Origin of the sequence: Roseateles sp., from assembly GCF_047654805.1 — a bacterium.
In the GTDB taxonomy this organism is placed as follows: Bacteria; Pseudomonadota; Gammaproteobacteria; order Burkholderiales; family Burkholderiaceae_C; genus Pelomonas.
The window spans coordinates 4,042,690-4,059,798 of the sequence record NZ_JASGIV010000001.1 but is presented as its reverse complement, the minus strand read 5'-3'; the positions used below and the strand labels follow the sequence as shown (position 1 = coordinate 4,059,798).

Here is a 17,109-nt window from a genome sequence, read left to right as displayed (position 1 = left end):
GAATTCCCGAACGACCCCGAGCTCTGGTGGAATACGCGGACTTCCTCACAGGAGGTGAGCCGCCGAACCTCACGCGAGCGGCGACTTGGATGAATAACTAGGAGTATCGAATGAAGAAAGCTCTGATTGCCCTGGCCGTCCTCGGTCTGACCGGCGGCGCTGCCGTCGCGCAATCTTCGGTCACCCTGTTCGGCGTCATCGACGCCGACATGAAGTACGTCAAGACCGGCAGCCTCAAGCAAAAGAAGCTTGATTCCAGCGGCTTGAACACCAGCCGTTTCGGCGTGCGCGGTACGGAAGACCTCGGTGGCGGCCTGAAGGCTGGCTTCTGGCTGGAATCCGAAGTCGGCGTGGACAACGGTGTTGCTGCCAACGGCGGCGCCTTCTGGGGCCGTCGCGCCACCGTGAGCCTGACTGGCGACTTCGGTGAAGTGCGTCTGGGTCGCAACAAGACCGCTTCGCGCCTGCACCTCGAAGACTTCGATCCCTTCACCTTCACGGGTCTGGGCAGCGTCGGCGCCGTCTACAGCAACCTGGGCAGCGGCAACGGCACGTCCTTCGGCCGCGCCGACAATCTGGTCTCCTACTCCCTGCCTGGCGGCCTGAGCGGCTTCTACGGCGGCGTGGACATCTCGGCCGGCGAAGGCACTGGCACCAACAAGGGCCAGTCGGTTCGCCTGGGCTACAAGAACGGTCCGCTGCACGTGTCCGGCACCTACGCCAGCACGTCCAACGCAGCTGACACCAGCAAGTTCAAGCTGACGTCCGTCGGCGGTGCCTACGACTTCGGCGTGGCTCGTCCCTCGCTGTCGTACACGCAGAGCAAGTTCATGGGCCGCGAGCAGAAGATCTGGACGGCTTCCGTTACGGCTCCTCTGGGCCAGGGTCAGCTGATGGCTTCGTACACGGACGCCAAGGCCAACGTCGCTGCCGAGACTGCCGTTACCGGTTACACCCCGATCGGCGACGCGAAGCTGCTGGCCATCGGCTACGCCTACAACCTGTCGAAGCGCACCGCGCTGTACACGACGTTCTCGCAGATCGACAACAAGGGCGCTGCCAAGTTCCTCGTTGCCGGCGCTCCTGCCGCGACCGCTGGCGGCCAGAAGTCCAGCGGCTTCGACGTCGGTATCAAGCACAGCTTCTGATCGAGTGCGGCCTTCGGGCCGCTGTCGACTCAGCCAAGCCGCCTTCGGGCGGCTTTTTTGTCTGCTCTTGTCCCTTGCGCGACAGGGGATTCCGCTGTGGACAATCAACAACAGACCTCGCGTTATGGCAGAGCGCATCGCTGAGAATCGAACGGTTCACCTTTCTTCGCAGGAGACAACCTTGATGAAAAAAGCATCCTTGGCCGTTGCCGTTCTGGCCGCCAGCACCTCTGCAGCCTGGGCCCAGTCCAGCGTGACCCTGTATGGCATCGTGGATGTCGCAGTGCGTTACACGACCAACGCCAACGCCGGCACGTCCACCAAGACCGTGGTTCCCGGCGGCATGTCGCAGAGCCGACTGGGCGTGAATGTCACCGAAGATATGGGTGGCGGCCTGAAGGCCCTGGCCAACCTTGAGCATCGCCTCCAGTCCGACACGGGTGCCGTCAGCGGCAACCCCGATTTCTGGCGCCAGGCCTGGGTGGGCCTGCAGTCCAACGACTTCGGCCAGATCCGCCTGGGTCGTCAATACAACATCCTGTTCGACCTCTACACGTCGACGTTTGCCTCCTTCCGTTATTCGCCCTACATCGAGGCGTACAAGCCCGAGATCGGTCTGGCGATGACGGCCCGCCAGGACAACATGGTCAAGTACCTGGTCCAACTGGGTAACGTGTACGCGGAAGTCCAGGTGAGTGCTGGCGAGGGCCAGTCGGGCTCGGCGGCGGTTCAGCCCAACAAGACCATCGGCGGCCTGGTTCGCTACAGCGATGGCAAGTGGGGTGCAGGCGGCGCTTATCTGCAGGCGACCGAGCAGACCGGCAAGAAGGTCAAGGCTACCGTCCTGGGCGCGTCCTACACGGATGGTCCGCTCTATGTGCATGCCTCGTGGGGCCAGAACAAGTTTGACAACCCCTACGGTCTGCTGAACCAGTCCAGCGCCGCTGCCTTTGCTGCGTCGGCTGCTTCGACGGCCCCCTTTGGTGTCGCTGCGTCCACGCGCGCCGTGTACACCAGCGGCCTGCTTGGCTTGAACATGTTCAACGCCAACTCCACCGACATCAACAAGCGCACGATGTACATGTTCGGTGCCACCTATCAGCTGACGCCTCAGCTGAATATCGGTGCCAACGCCTGGCTGACGAAGCAGTCGCATTACGGTTCGGCCCAGAACCTGGCTGCACCGTTCGCCGCTGCACTGGCTGCGGCATCGGGCCTGTCGACCAACGCCAACACGACGTCCAAGGCCGACTTCTTCGCCGTGGTGCTGGACTACGCATTCTCCAAGCGCACCGACGCCTACCTGGAGCTCGACTACACCCGCACCAGCGGCGCTGTGACGTTCGCCAATGGCGCCAGCAAGCGTGGCGGTTCCATGGTCGGTCTGCGTCACCGCTTCTGATGCTGCGCGGCGGGCTTGCCCGCCACCCTGCGTCTTCCCGGAACGGGCCGCTTTGCGGCCCGTTTTCTATTTGGCCTTGCGCCGGGCTTGTTCAGCGCAATGGGGCGTCGCCGCACGTAGAGGGCATAGGGCATTCCCTGGCGTTTGTGCCCGCGTGACGCCGCCATGATCGCGCCTTCGCTCGGCGCAAGGGCGCGCCCGCTTCAGAGTCTTCATGCTGGTTTTCATTCTTCGCCGCCTGGTCCAGGCCCTGGTTGTCATGCTGGCGGTGGCCTTCATCGCCTTCATGCTGTTCCAGTACGTCGGCGATCCGGTCAACAATCTGCTGGGTCAGGACGCAACAGAGGAGCAGCGCATCGCATTGCGCAAGGACCTGGGGCTCGACCGGCCGTTCCCGGTGCAGTTCGCGCATTTCGTGGTCAACGCAGCCCAGGGCGAGTTCGGCATCAGCCTTCGGCAGGGGCGCAAGGTCTCGACCCTCATCGCAGAACGCTTCCCGGCGACGCTGGAGCTGGCCCTGGTTGCCGGCTTGATTGCCCTCGGCTTGGGTATTCCGCTGGGCGTCTACGCGGCGCTGCGGCGAGGCAAGGCCAGCGCCCAACTGCTGATGACGGGCACGCTGTTCGGTGTCAGCTTGCCCAACTTCGTCGTCGGCATCGTGCTGATCTGGATCTTTGCCGTCGAGCTCAAATGGCTGCCGAGCTTCGGCCGTGGCGAGGTCGTCGCCTTCGGTTCCTGGACCTCGGGCCTGCTGACGCGCGACGGGCTGCTGCATCTCATTTTGCCGGCTTTCACGCTATCAGCCTTCCAGCTGACGCTGATCATGCGTTTGGTACGTGCCGAGATGCTCGAAGTGCTGCGCACCGACTACATCCGTTTCGCGCGTGCCCGCGGCCTGACGGACCGTAGCGTGTACTTCGGCCACGCGTTGAAGAACACGCTGGTGCCCGTCATCACCATCACCGGCCTGCAACTCGGCTCGCTGATTGCCTTTGCCATCATCACAGAGCAGGTCTTCCAATGGCCCGGCATGGGCCTGCTCTTCATCCAGGCTGTGCAGTTCGCCGACATCCCCGTGATGGCGGCCTACCTCTGCCTGATCTCCCTGATCTTCGTCGTCATCAACCTCGGCGTGGATCTGCTCTATTTCGCCGTCGACCCGCGCCTGCGCGTCGAAGGCAAGGCCCACTGAAGATGGCTGTCGACGCCAACCCTCATCCCACCACCTCGTCGTCGGCCTTGAAGGCGTTCTTCGACGGCGACGTCTGGTATTCCTTCCGCAGTTCGCCGGTCGCGATGATGGCCGCCCTCATTGCGCTGGTCTGCTTCGTCTGCGCGTTGCTCGCCGAGGTCATCGCTCCGCACAATCCCTTCGACCTGGCGACGCTGGAGCTGATGGATTCGCTCAAGCCGCCGTCCTGGGTAGACGGCGGCGAGCCCAAGTACTGGCTGGGCACGGATGGGCAGGGCCGCGACATTCTGTCGGCACTGATGTACGGTGCGCGCATCTCGCTGCTTGTCGGCATCGCCTCGGTGCTGCTGTCCATCCTAATCGGCGTCAGCCTCGGTCTGCTGGCCGGTTTTGTCGGCGGGCGCACCGATGCCTTCATCATGCGCATCTGCGACGTGATGCTGTCGTTCCCGTCTATCCTCGTCGCGCTGATGATCAGCGGTGTCGGCCGCAGCCTGTTCCCGCATGCGCCCGACATGCTGGCCTTCGTCGTCCTGGTGCTGGCCATTGCGCTGACAGGTTGGGTGCAGTACGCGCGCACCGTACGTGGCTCCACGCTGGTGGAGCGCAACAAGGAGTATGTGCAAGCCGCCCGCGTCATCGGCGTCAGCGGCTTTCGCATCATGCGCCGCCACGTGCTGCCCAATGTGCTGGGCCCCGTGCTGGTGCTGGCCACCATCCAGATCGCGTCGGCCATCATCACGGAGGCGACGCTGTCATTCCTGGGTGTCGGCGTGCCGGCTACCAGCCCCTCGCTGGGCACGCTGATCCGCAACGGCAACGACTACCTGTTCTCGGGCGAATGGTGGATCACCGCCTGGCCGAGCCTGACGCTGATCCTCATCACGCTCAGCGTGAACCTGCTGGGCGACTGGTTGCGCGATGCGCTGAACCCCCGACTGCGATGACCGCTCCGTTGCTTGAAGTCAGCCACCTGCGGGTGGAGTTCCCGACGCGTCACGGTACGCTGCTGGCGCTGGACGATATCTCCTTCGCCATTGCGCCGGGCGAGATCCTGGGCGTCGTCGGCGAGTCAGGTGCCGGCAAGTCGCTGACCGGTGCCGCCATCATCGGCCTGTTGGATCCGCCCGGCCGCATCGCCGCCGGCGAGATCCGCCTTGCCGGGCGCCGTATCGACAACCTGCCCTATGAGCAACTGCGCCGCATCCGCGGCCGCGAGATCGGCGCCGTCTTTCAGGACCCGCTGACCTCGCTGAACCCGCTCTACACCGTGGGGCGGCAGCTCGTCGAGACGATCACGACCCACCTTGACCTGACGTCGGGTCAAGCCCGCGTCCGCGCCATCGAGCTGCTGGCCTCCACCGGCATCCCAGCCCCTGAGGCGCGCGTGGACCATTTCCCGCACCAGTTCTCCGGTGGCATGCGCCAGCGCGTGGTCATCGCCCTGGCGCTCGCGGCAAATCCCAAGCTCATCGTCGCAGACGAGCCGACCACCGCGCTGGACGTGTCCATCCAGGCGCAGATCATTGCTCTCTTGAAGAAGGTCTGCCGCGAGCAGGGAGCGGCTGTCATGCTGGTCACCCACGACATGGGCGTCATCGCCGAGACCTGCGACCGCGTGGCCGTCATGTATGCAGGCCGCATCGCCGAGATCGGCCCGGTCGCTGACGTCATCCACCGCCCCGCCCATCCCTACACGGTCGGGTTGATGGGCTCCATCCCCGCCATGGACGAAGATCGCGAGCGGCTGTTGCAGATCGACGGGGCGATGCCGCGCCTCACCGCCATTCCGCCGGGCTGCGCCTTCAACCCGCGCTGCCCGCGCGTCACCGAGCGCTGCCGCACCGAGCGACCCGAGCTCGCCCAGGTCGGCGCCACGAACGCGGCCTGCTGGCGACCCGTCACTACGGAGGTCCAGCGATGAGCGGCGCCCCCCTCGTGGAGGTCCGCGACCTCGCCAAGATCTTCGATGTGTCGCCGCCCTGGCTGAACCGTGTCGTCGAGCGCAAGCCTAAGGCCTTCGTGCACGCCGTCGATGGTGTGTCCTTCGGCATCGCCCGCGGCCAGACGTTGGCCCTTGTCGGCGAAAGCGGCTGTGGCAAGAGCACGGTCGCCCGCCTGCTCGTGGGGCTTTACGGCGCGACGCGCGGCGCGGTTCACTTCGACGGGGAAGACATCGCCCGGACGCTGGCCGGCGCGAACGCGCTCAAGCTGCGTCGGCGCATGCAGATGATCTTTCAGGATCCCTATGCATCGCTGAATCCGCGTTGGAAGGTGCAGGACATCGTGGCCGAGCCGCTGCGCGAACATGGCCTCGTGAAGGGCGACGCCGACGCGAAGAAGCGCGTGGGCGAGCTGCTCAGCTCGGTCGGCCTTAACCCAGCCGACGCCGAGAAATTCCCGCACCAGTTCTCCGGCGGCCAGCGCCAGCGCATCTCCATCGCCCGAGCCCTGGCCACCCAACCCGAGTTCCTCGTTTGCGACGAGCCAACGTCGGCGCTGGACGTGTCGGTACAAGCGCAAGTCCTCAACATCATGAAGGACCTGCAGCGCGAACGCGGCCTGACCTATCTGTTCATCTCGCACAACCTCGCGGTCGTGCGTCATGTGGCCGACCAAGTCGGTGTCATGTACCTGGGCCGTCTCGTCGAGGTCGCGGACAAGGCCGCGCTGTTCACGCAGCCGCGCCACCCTTACACGCGCATGTTGCTGGATGCGATCCCCGACATTCACATGACGGGTCGCGCGCGCACCCCGGTGCAGGGCGAGGTCCCCAACCCGCTGAGCCCGCCCAGCGGCTGCAGCTTCCATCCGCGATGCCCGCTGGCCAACGAGCGCTGCAAGGCCCAGCGGCCGGCGCTGCTGGAGGTCCGCGGCGTGCGCGTGGCCTGCCACGCGGTGGAGGAGGGCAGGGCGGACTGATCAGCGCGGCGACGAGGCGGGGGCCGATGCCGCCTCCGCGGCCTTCGGCAGGGTCAGCGGGCCTTTTTGCCCGCAACCCGCGAGCGCGGTAAGGGTGATCAGCAGGGTGGCGATGCACCCACCTACACTGGCGGCAGTCTTCTTCATCCGTCCAGTTTATGCCCCTGTCCGACGCCGAATACCACGCCAAGGCCCATGCACTGCTCGCGCGCATCGAGGCGCAGGTCGACGCCTGGCTGGACGAGGACATCGTCGACATCGACAGCCACCGAACCGGCGGGTTGCTGGAACTCAGCATGCCGGGCGGCTCCAAGATCGTCATCAACACCCAGCCGCCGCTGCAGGAGATCTGGCTCGCGGCGCGGTCGGGCGGCTATCACTTCAAGTGGGATGGCGCGCAGTGGGTGGACCGCGAAGGACAGGAGTTCTGCTTGCGGCTGTCGCGCAGCGCCAGCGAGCAGGCCGGCAGGGCTCTGACGTTCAACGCCTGAGCCGCTAGCGCTTGAAGAGGTCCAGGATGGACTTCTTCTCGTCCTCGCTGCTCGTGGCTGGCACGTTGGGTTCGTTGGACAGCTCGCGCACGCTGTTGCCGGCGGTGTATTCCTCGTAGAACCACTCGCCGTTGACGTTGACGACACCCTCCGGCGGCGTGATCTCGTCGACCGGCTTGCCCTTGAGCGCAAAGCCCATGTATTCGATCCAGACCGGCAAGCTCAGGCCCCCGCCGGTCTCGCGGTCACCCAGCTTGCGCGGCTGGTCATAGCCTATCCAGACGACGGCGACTAGGTCCTTCTGGTAGCCGGCGAACCAGGCGTCCATTGAGTCGTTGGTGGTGCCCGTCTTGCCATAGATATCGGGACGCTTGAGCGTGGCCTGTGCACGCGCCGCCGTACCGCTGCGGGTGACCTCCTGCAGCAGACTGCTCATCAGGAAGGCATTGCGGGGCTCGATGGCGCGGGCGTCGTCCGTCAGCGCGACGGGCAAGGCCTCGTAGAGCAGACGGCCCTTGTTGTCGGTGATCCTTGAGATCAGTTGCGGGTTGACGCGGTAGCCGCCGTTGGCGAACACCGAGAAACCCTGGGCCATCTGCATGGGCGTCACCGAGCCGGCTCCCAGCGCCATCGTCAGATAGGCGGGGTGCTTCTCCGCCTCGAAGCCGAAGCGCGTGATCCAGTCCTGCGCGTACTTCACGCCGATGGAGTGCAGCACGCGGATGGATACCATGTTCTTGGACTTGGCTAGCGCGGTGCGCAGCGGCATGGGGCCTTCGAACTTGCCGTCGTAGTTCTTGGGCTCCCAGGGCTGGCTGCCCGTGGTGCCAGCGTCGAAGAACAGTGGTGCATCGTTGACGATGGTGGCCGGCGTGAAGCCCTTCTCCAGCGCCGCCGAGTAAATGAAGGGCTTGAAGCTGGAGCCGGGCTGGCGCCAAGCCTGGGTCACGTGGTTGAACTTATTCTTGGCGTAGTCGAAGCCGCCCACCATGGCGTGCACCTGGCCAGTCTTGGGGTCCAGCGACACGAAGGCGCCCTCGACCTCGGGCAATTGCGTGATGGTCCATTCGTTGCCGTCCTTCTGCTTGGGGCCCTTGACGACACGAATGACGGCGCCGCGGCGGATGCGGGTCTTGGGGTTGCCCTTATCGGACAGGCCGGAAGTGGCCGGCCTGAGGCCGTCGCCAGTGATGGCGATGGCCTCGCCGCTTTGCAGCACGGCGGTGACCTTCTTCGGGTCAGCATCCAGTACGACTGCCGCGAGCAGTTCGTCGTTGGCGGGGTGGTCGCTCAAGGCTTCGGCGATGCGCGAGTCCAGTTCCTTGGTGTCCCGGGGCAGGTCGGCATAGGCCTCCGGGCCGCGGTAAACCTGGCGCTTCTCATAGTCCAGAATGCCGCGGCGCAGCGCGCGATAGGCGCTGTTCTGCTCGGCGCTGTTGAGCGTCAGGTAGACGTTGAGACCGCGCGAATAGGCTTCGTCGCCGTACTGGCTGAAGATCAGCTGGCGCGCCGCCTCGGCGACGAACTCGGCATGCGAGGCCGACTCCACCACCGGCCGGATGCGCAGCTTCTCCACCTTGGCCGCGTCCCGCTGCTCCTCGGTGATGTAGCCCGTCTCGTACATCCGCTCGATGATGTACTGCTGACGCAGCGTGGCGCGTTTGGGGTTGTTGATCGGGTTGTAGGCCGACGGCGCCTTGGGCAGCCCGGCCAGCATGGCGGCCTCGGCGACGCTGATCTTGTCCAGCGTCTTGCCGAAGTAGATCTCGCTGGCGGCTGCGAACCCGTGCGCACGATGGCCCAGGAAGATCTGGTTCATGTAGATCTCGAGGATCTTCTCCTTGGACAGTGCCGACTCGATCTTCAGGGCCAGCAGGATCTCGTAGATCTTGCGCGTGAAGGTCTTCTCCGTCGACAGGTAGAAATTGCGCGCGACCTGCATCGTGATCGTCGATGCACCCTGGCTGCGCGACTCGCCGACGTTGGCCAGGCCGGCGCGGATGATGCCCAGGTAGTCCACGCCGCCATGCTGGTAGAAGCGCGAGTCCTCGATGGCCAGCACGGCCTCCTGCATCACCTTGGGGATCTGCTGGATGGGCAGGTAGTTGCGGCGCTCCTCGCCGAACTCGCCCAGCAGCACGCCGTCGCTGGACAGCACCCGCATCGGCAGTTTTGGGCGGTAGTCGGTCAGCCCGCTGATGTCGGGCAGGTTGGGATACGCCAGCGACAAAGCCAGCGCCACCAGCAGCAGGACTGCCGCGATGCCGCCGGCGATCAGGCCCAGGCCCCACAGTGCCCAGCGGCCCAGGCGAGGGCTCAGGCGAGCAGTACTGTCGGAAGGGGGCGTTTTGCCGGCGGGCGAAGGACTGGATGCAGCGGATCGGGGCTTGTCATTCATGAGCCGGCAGGGCGCGCCCTGGGGCGCGTGGGGACGAGGCGACGGATTATAGGAAACACCGTTCGACCGCATCCGTATACGAAGCGCAGTGCCAAATGGTGTGTCAAACGACCGCATCCCATGTGTTTTTCAGGAGCTTGCAAGTTCGTTGATTCGTGTATGTTTAGCAACGTGGCGTTACCAGCTCGGGCCGTTTTTTCGTTCGCCGTCAACGGCTTTGCTGCTAGCATTCAAGTAACTTATTAATAGTCCGATACGTAACTCGCGTGTCGGGAACAAAGGGCATGGGAATACTTGACGCACTTTTGGGTCGCAAGCACCCCGCGCTGATTGGCCTGGATATCAGTTCCTCCAGTGTCAAGCTGGTGGAACTGAGTCAGACCAAGAGCGGCGAATTCGTGCTCGAGCGTTTCGCCAGCGAGCCCTTTGAAAAGGGGTGGATTGCCGACGGCCAGATCGAGAAGTTCGATGAGGTTGCCGATGCCGTGCGCCGTGTCGTTGCACGCAGCGGCAGCAGGACCCGCGACGCCGCCCTGGCTATGCCCCAATCGGCCGTCATCACCAAGAAGATCATGCTGCCTGCCGGCCTGCGCGAGGAGGAGCTCGAGCTGCAGGTCGAAGCCGAGGCCAACCAGTACATCCCGTTCTCGCTGGATGAGGTCAGCCTGGATTTCTGCGTCATCGGCCCCAGCCCGACCTCGGTCGGCGATGTCGAGGTGCTGATTGCCGCGTCACGCAAGGACCGCGTGCAGGATAGGCAGGGCCTGGCCGAAGCGGCCGGCCTGCGCCCCGTCGTGCTGGATATCGAATCGCACGCCTCGCGCATGGCCATGGGGCGCCTGATCGCTGCCTTGCCCAACGAGGGCAAGGACGCGCTGGTGGCTCTCTTCGAGATCGGAGCGGACACCACAAGTCTCAAGGTGCTGCGCGATGACGAGCTGCTCTACGACCGCGACCAGTCCTTCGGCGGATCGCAGCTGACGCAACTCATTTCGCGCCAGTACGGGTTCTCATTCGAGGAGGCCGAGCAGAAGAAGCTCGCCAACGAACTGCCAGAGGACTATGAGGTCAGCGTCCTCAATCCCTTCGTCGATAGCCTGTCACAGGAGATCGGCCGGGCGCTGCAGTACTTCTTCACCAGCACGCCGCACCACAAGGTGCACTACGTGATGCTGGCCGGCGGCACCGCGACGCTGCCCGGACTGAAGGAGCGCGTGACCGATCTGACCGGCTTTGCCTGCATGGTGGTCAATCCCTTCGAGGACATGGCCCTGGGGGCGGCCGTGCGCGAGTCCAAGCTGCGTCGTGAGGCGCCGTCCTATCTGACCGCCTGTGGCCTCGCGATGCGGAGGTTCTTCCAGTGATCCTGATCAACCTGCTGCCCTACCGCGAAGAGCGGCGCAAGCGGCGCAAGACGGCCTTTTTTGCCGGCTTGGGCGCGGCGGCCCTGGTGGGGGCTGGCGTCGTCGTGGCCATTTTCCTGCTGCTGCAGTTCCTGACGACGGAGCAGCAGGCACGCAACCAATACATCCAGAACGAGATCTCCCGGCTGGAAGCTCAGATCAAGGACATCGCCGAGCTGAAGACCGAGATTGATTCGCTGAAGTCACGTCAGCGTGCCGTGGAAGACCTGCAGACCGACCGCAATACGCCCGTTCAGTTGCTGAACGATCTGGCCCGGCTGGCCCCCGAGGGGGTCTACCTGACGGCCATTCGCCAGGACAGCAAGGTCGTCACGGTCAACGGCATTGCACAGACGAATGAGCGGGTGTCGGAGTTCCTGCGCAACGTCTCACGCAGCTCGGAATGGCTGGACAAGCCCGATCTCATCGAAGTCAAGCTGGCCAATGTCTCCGCCAATACGCGTGAGGCCCGCAGGTTGCTCGACTTCTCGATGAAGGTTTCGATCAAGGCGCCGCCATCCGACGCCGCCCAGGGTGCTTCCGCGCCGAAGAAGAGCTGACCGACCATGGCCACCTCCCTATCCAAGATCGACCTGAACGCCTGGTTCGCCGAGTTCTCGGGCCAGTTCCAGGGGCTCAACCCCAAGGAGCCGGGCCAGTGGCCGCTGGCGCCCAAGCTGGCATCTGCCCTGGTCGTGATGCTGGCCGTCATCGGCGTGGGCTATTTTTTCCTGCTGTCGGACGTCGAGGCCGGCCTCGATGCTGAGCGCAACCGTGAACCCCGGTTACGCCAGGACTACCAGGCCAAGCTGGCGCAGGCCGTGAACCTGCCTGAGCTGCGCAAGCAAAAGAGCCAAGTCGAGGAGTACGTGACGCAGCTTGAGAAGCAACTGCCCGGCAAGGCCGAGATCGATTCCCTGCTGTCGGATATCAGCAGCGCAGGCGTCGGACGCGGGCTGCAGTTCGAGCTGTTCCGTCCGGGCCAGGTGGTGATCAAGGATTACTACGCGGAGCTGCCCATCGCCGTCAAGGTGTCGGGCCGCTACCACGACATCGGCGCCTTCGCGGCCGACGTGTCCAACCTGTCGCGCATCGTCACGCTGCACAACCTCATCGTCGTGGCGCCTGCCGGCGCGCGTGATGCAAACGGGCCCCTCACCATGGAGGCGACGGCGCGCACCTATCGCTACCTCGATTCCGCGGAGGTGGCCGAGCAGCGCAAAGCAGCCGCCAAGGCCGGAGGCAAGAAGAAATGAAGCGCCTGCTGATCCCGCTCTCGGGCGTCTTGCTGCTCGCCGGATGCGGCAGTGACATCGACGAGCTGCGCCAATGGATGGAGCAGCAGCGCAAGGAGGTCAAGGCGACCGTGCCGCCTCTGCTGCCACCGAAGAAGTTCCTGCCTCAGCCCTATGAGTCCGGCGCGGGCGTGGACCCTTTCAGTCCGCAGAAGCTCAGCGTTGCGATCAAGCAGGAGGCGGCCCAGCCCAACTCGCTGCTGACGGCCGAGATCAGCCGCCGCAAGGAGCCGCTGGAGGCCTATCCGCTGGACACCATGTCGATGGTAGGCAGCATGACGCGTGACAGCAGGCGCTATGCGCTGTTGCGCGTGGACAACCTCTTGTATCAAGTCAAGGCCGGGGACTATCTCGGCCAGAACTTCGGCCGCGTCACCAAGATCAGCGAGACCGAGATCACGTTGCGAGAAGTCGTCCAGGACGCTGCGGGCGAGTGGATCGAGCGCACCAGTACCCTCCAGCTACAGGAGAAGGGACGATGAACAGGACAACGCAGGAGAGCAAGTCGATGGGCCGTGGCTGGTTGCTGGGATTCGCACTCGCGCTGCTGGCCTCGCCTGCAGCGTGGGCGCAAACGCAGATACGCGCGATCAACTCCAGCCAGCAGGCCGGCGTCGAGGTCGTGCGCATCGAACTGAGCGAGGCGTTGTCGGCGGTGCCGACGGGCTTCACCGTCCAGGCGCCGCCGCGCATCGCCATCGACCTGCCCGGCGTCGTCAATGGCATCGGGCGCAACCTGGTCGACATCAACCAGGGCAATCTGCGCTCGGCCAGCATCGCACAGGCGGGGGACCGGTCGCGCGTCGTGCTGAACCTGCGCAGTGCGTCCGGCTACCAGGCCAAGCTGGAGGGCAATGCCCTTGTCGTCGTGCTGGAAGCGGCTCCGGTGCAGGCTCAGCCGCAGGGTGAGCCTGTGCACTTCGCTCAAAGCCTCAACTCGACATCGCAGGCGCTGCGAGACATCGATTTCCGCCGCGGTGCTGACGGCGCAGGCCGGGTGATCGTCAACCTGCCAAGCAATCAGGTCGGCGTGGACATCCAGCAACAGGGCCAGAATCTTGTCGTCGAGTTCCTGCGTTCCAGCCTGCCTGAGAACCTGCGCCGCAAGATCGACGTGGTCGACTTCGGTACGCCGGTGCAGATGGTCACGACCACGCAGATGGGCGACCGTGTGCGCATGGTCGTCGAGCCCAAGGGCCATTGGGAGCACAGCGCCTACCAGAGCGACAACCAGTTCGTACTGGAGGTCAGGCCCCAGAAGATTGACCCGAACAAGCTGACGCAAGGCCCGGGCTTTGCCGGCGACAAGCTGTCGCTGAACTTCCAGAACATCGAAGTCCGCGCCCTGCTGCAGGTCATTGCCGATTTCACCAACTTCAACGTTGTCACCAGCGACACCGTCACCGGAAGCGTCACGCTGCGCCTGAAGGACGTGCCCTGGGATCAGGCGCTGGACATCATCATGCAGGCCAAGGGCCTGGGCCTGAAGAAGTCCGGCAACGTGCTTTGGATCGCCCCCAAGGATGAACTCGCCGCCAAGGAGAAGCTCGATCTCGAATCCAAGGCCGCCATTGCCCAGCTCGAGCCTGTGCGCAACCAGTCCTTCCAGCTCAACTACGTCAAGGCCGAGGAGATCGCCAAGGGACTAACGGGTCAGTCCATCGGCGGTGGTGGTAGCGGCGGCGGCAGTGGCAGCAGTGGACAGGGATCGGGTACCCGGATCCTGTCGACCCGCGGCAGTGTCATCTTCGAGACCCGTACCAACCAGCTGTTCGTGTCCGACATCCCGAGCAAGCTCGAAGAGATCCAGGCCATGATCGTCAAGATCGACATCCCGGTGCGCCAGGTGTTGATCGAGGCGCGCATCGTGGAGGCCAACGACCGCTTCGGGCGGGCGCTGGGCGTCAAGCTGGGGGCCAATGACCTGCGTGGGCAGCAGGGGGGCATCCCGGGCTACAGCGTCGGTAACGGCAATTACGTGACCTTCGGCAACAACTACAACGGCGTCACCTACCAGACCAACCAGCCTGGGGCTACGCTGCCGGCGAACAGTGCGAATCCCGGCGCCTACAACAATTCGAACTTCGTCAACCTCGGCGCCAATGTTTCTTCGGACAGCTTCGCCGGCGCGGTTGCGCAGACGTTTGCAGTGTCACTGTTCAGCGCTACGGCCAACCGGTTCCTGAATCTGGAGCTGTCGGCGCTCGAATCCGATGGCAAGGGCAAGATCGTTTCCAGCCCGCGCATCATCACGGCTGACCAGGTCAAGGCAATCATCGAGCAGGGGGAGGAGTTGCCCTACCAGGTGGCAACGGCCAGTGGCGCGACTTCCATTGCCTTCCGCAAGGCAAACCTCAAGCTGGAGGTCACGCCGCAGATCACGCCGGAGGGCAGTGTCATCCTGAACGTGGACGTGAACAAGGACAGCCGCGGCACGCTGACACCCCAGGGCTATGCAATCAACACCAAGCACGCTCAGACGCAAGTGTTGGTCGAGAACGGCGGCACCGTCGTCATCGGCGGCATCTACACCCAGGACGAGGGCGAGACGGTGAACAAGGTGCCGGTGCTGGGCGACGTGCCCCTGCTGGGCAATCTGTTCAAGAACAAGACGCGCACCACGTCCAAGACCGAATTGCTGATCTTCCTGACGCCCAAGGTCGTCAGCGAACGCGCGACGGTGCGCTGAACAACTCTTTATTGACGATGTGCCGCCCTAGCATTCGCGGCACATGGGAGCGAACTGAAATGACGAAGCTTGATGTCTGGAGTTGGCGCGCTGCGCGGGCACTCCTGGGTGGTGTGCTGGCAGTAGCCCTTGCGGCCTGCGGCGGCGGTGGCGGCGGCGCAGGCTCGCCTGTTGTCGGCGGCCCAGGCGGGACTGTGGCAGATCTTGTTGTCGTGCTGAGCAAGAACACGATGACTAACTCAGGATCCGATTCGATCACGGCCACGGTCACGTCCGTCGACGCCAACCGTGCCGCCGTTGGTGGCGTACCGGTCAGCTTCACCGTCAATGCTGGCGCCGTGGTGACGGCGGCCGGCAGTGCCACCGATGCCACGACGGGCGTGCTGACTGCCACTCTGACACAGGGTAGCGACGCGTCTGTGCGTCCGGTCACGTTGAAGGTCAGTTCCGGGGCGATTTCGCAGTCCGTGACCTTCAACATTGTCCAGAACTCGTCGCCGAGCAATCCGCAAGCCGCTCGCCTGACGCTGAGCCTGAGCGCGTTCAGCATTGACAACTCGGGCAGCAAGGAAGTGGTCGCCACGGCCACGGCCATCGATGGCAATCAGAATGCGCTGTCCGGTATTCCGATTCAGTTGTCGGTGACCGACGGGCCTCCTCTTGCGACCACCGCCCCAAGCTCGTTTGTCATCGCGTCTTCGACTCAGACCGGCACAAATGGGCAGGTCAGCGGCACGGTCAACATCGGCGCGGACCATTCCAACCGCACGGTAACGGTGACGGCAACGAGTGGCGCCCTGACCAGCACGGCGGCGTTCCAGGTCACCGGCAGCCAATTCACGCAGGCCAGCCCAGTACCGTCCGTGGTGACTGCCGGCGCAGCGGGGAACAGGGTGCAGTACACCTTGTCGGACGTGAACGGCAATCCGATGCGTGGCATTCCAATCAGCGTGACTGGCAACAATGGCCTGGCCAGCCAGTCGGGTTCGACCGATGTGAATGGGGGCTATCTCTTCACCTACACGGCGCCCAATACGCCGGGTGGCAACCTGCAGATCAATGCCAAGGCCGGCGGGGTGGAGTCCACGGTGAACGTGACCATTGCAGGCGGCTCGACGACGGTGCCCAACGCCACGGCCCCGGTGTCCAAGACCTTGAACCTGTCGGCGAACGTGGTGTCGGTCAACACCGCCACGTCCAGCAACCAGGTGTCGGTCTACGCCATCTTCCGAGATGGCGGCAACGCGCCCATCAACAACGTCCGCGTGCTGTTCGACTCGATCGGCGACAACGGCACCGGCAGCATAGGCGCGGGGGTAAATTCGGTGTTGTCCGATGCCTCGGGCACCGCCTCCACGACCTACAAGCCAGGCGCCGTCAGCAGCCCGACGAATGGCGTCACGGTTCGAGCCTGCTGGAAGACCAGTGACTTCACTTCGAGTGAGACCGTCGCCAACTGCCCGGCGAGCAATCTGCTGACTACCACGCTGACCATTGTTTCCAATCCGGTCTCAATTTCCATCGGCACGGACAACACCATCTCCAATGGTTCTTCCGGCATGACCTATGTGAAGAAGTTTGCCGTGCTGGTCGTGGATTCCGCTGGCAACCCGAAGGCTGACGTGCAGATCACTCCTTCCGTGGACCTTGGTGGGTATGGAAAGGGCACGTGGGAGTGGAACGACGTGACCAAGACCTGGGAGCGTGGGGCTACGACCGGTTCGGGGACTGCGGCCGGCGTCTTGGCTGCGACCTGCGTCAACGAAGACCTGAATCGCAACGGCGTCATTGACGTGGGTGAGGACATCAACGGCAATAAGCAGCTCGATCCGCGCAAGTCCGACGTGTCGATCACGCTGGTAGGCTCTACCAAGACCGACGCCAATGGTGTAGCGGTGCTGCAGCTGGAGTACACGAAGGATCTGGGAAGCTGGGTCAAGTACAAGATCACGGTCACCGCGGCCGGTGTTCTGAGCCCGCCGGCCTACTACCCGCTGGGCGTGCCGGTGGCGCTGCCGTCGCTGGCTGCTCCCGCCAGTGCCGCCGACTACCTGTCGACTTACGCCTGGCTGCCAGTTGCGGCGAGTGACCTCACGACGCAATCCCCGCCGCCCGCTTTCCAGGTCAGCCCCTATGGCAGCTCCAGCAGTTGCACGGACCCCAGGTGAG

General features: G+C 64.3%; 15 protein-coding genes. 13 read left to right on the top strand and 2 right to left on the bottom strand.

All coding sequences use genetic code 11. From position 1 onward, the window contains the following. Positions 1 to 110: 110 nt before the first annotated feature. The 6 genes from QM732_RS18395 to QM732_RS18370 all read left to right on the top strand — a co-directional run bounded on the left by QM732_RS18395 (position 111) and on the right by QM732_RS18370 (position 6,664). On the top strand, positions 111 to 1,148 hold the full coding sequence (locus tag QM732_RS18395; protein ID WP_415657544.1) for a porin: 1,038 nt from the start codon (positions 111 to 113) through the stop codon (positions 1,146 to 1,148). Between the two features lie 184 nt (positions 1,149 to 1,332). Beyond that, on the top strand, positions 1,333 to 2,550 hold the full coding sequence (locus QM732_RS18390) for a porin (protein WP_415657543.1): 1,218 nt from the start codon (positions 1,333 to 1,335) through the stop codon (positions 2,548 to 2,550). A gap of 214 nt (positions 2,551 to 2,764) precedes the next feature. Next, entirely contained in the window at positions 2,765 to 3,742 is a 978-nt protein-coding gene (locus QM732_RS18385) for an ABC transporter permease (RefSeq protein ID WP_415657542.1), read from the top strand. A gap of 2 nt (positions 3,743 to 3,744) precedes the next feature. Further along, on the top strand, positions 3,745 to 4,689 hold the full coding sequence (locus tag QM732_RS18380; RefSeq protein WP_415657541.1) for an ABC transporter permease: 945 nt from the start codon (positions 3,745 to 3,747) through the stop codon (positions 4,687 to 4,689). Next, positions 4,686 to 5,666: an ABC transporter ATP-binding protein gene (locus tag QM732_RS18375; protein WP_415657540.1), complete on the top strand. Its 981-nt coding sequence runs from the start codon at positions 4,686 to 4,688 to the stop codon at positions 5,664 to 5,666. The genes QM732_RS18380 and QM732_RS18375 overlap by 4 nt, the downstream gene beginning before the upstream one ends. Next, complete coding sequence (locus QM732_RS18370; protein ID WP_415657539.1) at positions 5,663 to 6,664, top strand: ABC transporter ATP-binding protein; 1,002 nt, start codon at positions 5,663 to 5,665, stop codon at positions 6,662 to 6,664. The genes QM732_RS18375 and QM732_RS18370 overlap by 4 nt, the downstream gene beginning before the upstream one ends. Here the strand turns inward: QM732_RS18370 and lptM are convergent, their stop codons facing one another. Further along, complete coding sequence (gene lptM / locus QM732_RS18365; protein WP_415657538.1) at positions 6,665 to 6,811, bottom strand: LPS translocon maturation chaperone LptM; 147 nt, start codon at positions 6,809 to 6,811, stop codon at positions 6,665 to 6,667. Positions 6,812 to 6,828: 17 nt separating this feature from the next. On the opposite strand from lptM, the gene cyaY reads away from it, so the two are divergent. Beyond that, on the top strand, positions 6,829 to 7,155 hold the full coding sequence (cyaY, locus tag QM732_RS18360; RefSeq protein WP_415659412.1) for an iron donor protein CyaY: 327 nt from the start codon (positions 6,829 to 6,831) through the stop codon (positions 7,153 to 7,155). Positions 7,156 to 7,159: 4 nt separating this feature from the next. On the opposite strand, the gene QM732_RS18355 is transcribed toward cyaY, so the two are convergent. Beyond that, entirely contained in the window at positions 7,160 to 9,553 is a 2,394-nt protein-coding gene (locus QM732_RS18355; protein ID WP_415657537.1) for a penicillin-binding protein 1A, read from the bottom strand. Positions 9,554 to 9,837: 284 nt separating this feature from the next. Between QM732_RS18355 and QM732_RS18350 the strand changes: the two genes are divergently transcribed. The 6 genes from QM732_RS18350 (at position 9,838) to QM732_RS18325 (ending at position 17,108) form a co-directional block, all read left to right on the top strand. Then, the gene (locus tag QM732_RS18350) at positions 9,838 to 10,917 is read left to right on the top strand and encodes a pilus assembly protein PilM (RefSeq protein ID WP_415657536.1); all 1,080 of its coding nucleotides are present in this window, start codon (positions 9,838 to 9,840) and stop codon (positions 10,915 to 10,917) included. Continuing rightward, positions 10,914 to 11,516, top strand: coding sequence for a PilN domain-containing protein (locus QM732_RS18345; RefSeq protein ID WP_415657535.1), 603 nt, complete (start codon positions 10,914 to 10,916; stop codon positions 11,514 to 11,516). Before QM732_RS18350 ends, QM732_RS18345 begins: the two co-directional genes overlap by 4 nt. A gap of 6 nt (positions 11,517 to 11,522) precedes the next feature. Continuing rightward, on the top strand, positions 11,523 to 12,212 hold the full coding sequence (locus QM732_RS18340) for a type 4a pilus biogenesis protein PilO (protein ID WP_415657534.1): 690 nt from the start codon (positions 11,523 to 11,525) through the stop codon (positions 12,210 to 12,212). Continuing rightward, positions 12,209 to 12,733 carry a pilus assembly protein PilP gene (locus QM732_RS18335; RefSeq protein ID WP_415657533.1) on the top strand — a complete coding sequence of 175 codons (525 nt, stop codon included), beginning with the start codon at positions 12,209 to 12,211 and terminating at the stop codon, positions 12,731 to 12,733. Before QM732_RS18340 ends, QM732_RS18335 begins: the two co-directional genes overlap by 4 nt. Further along, entirely contained in the window at positions 12,730 to 14,940 is a 2,211-nt protein-coding gene (gene pilQ / locus QM732_RS18330) for a type IV pilus secretin PilQ (protein ID WP_415657532.1), read from the top strand. The genes QM732_RS18335 and pilQ overlap by 4 nt, the downstream gene beginning before the upstream one ends. Before the next feature lie 212 nt (positions 14,941 to 15,152). Next, positions 15,153 to 17,108 carry an Ig-like domain-containing protein gene (locus tag QM732_RS18325; protein ID WP_415657531.1) on the top strand — a complete coding sequence of 652 codons (1,956 nt, stop codon included), beginning with the start codon at positions 15,153 to 15,155 and terminating at the stop codon, positions 17,106 to 17,108. Position 17,109: the final 1 nt, after the last annotated feature.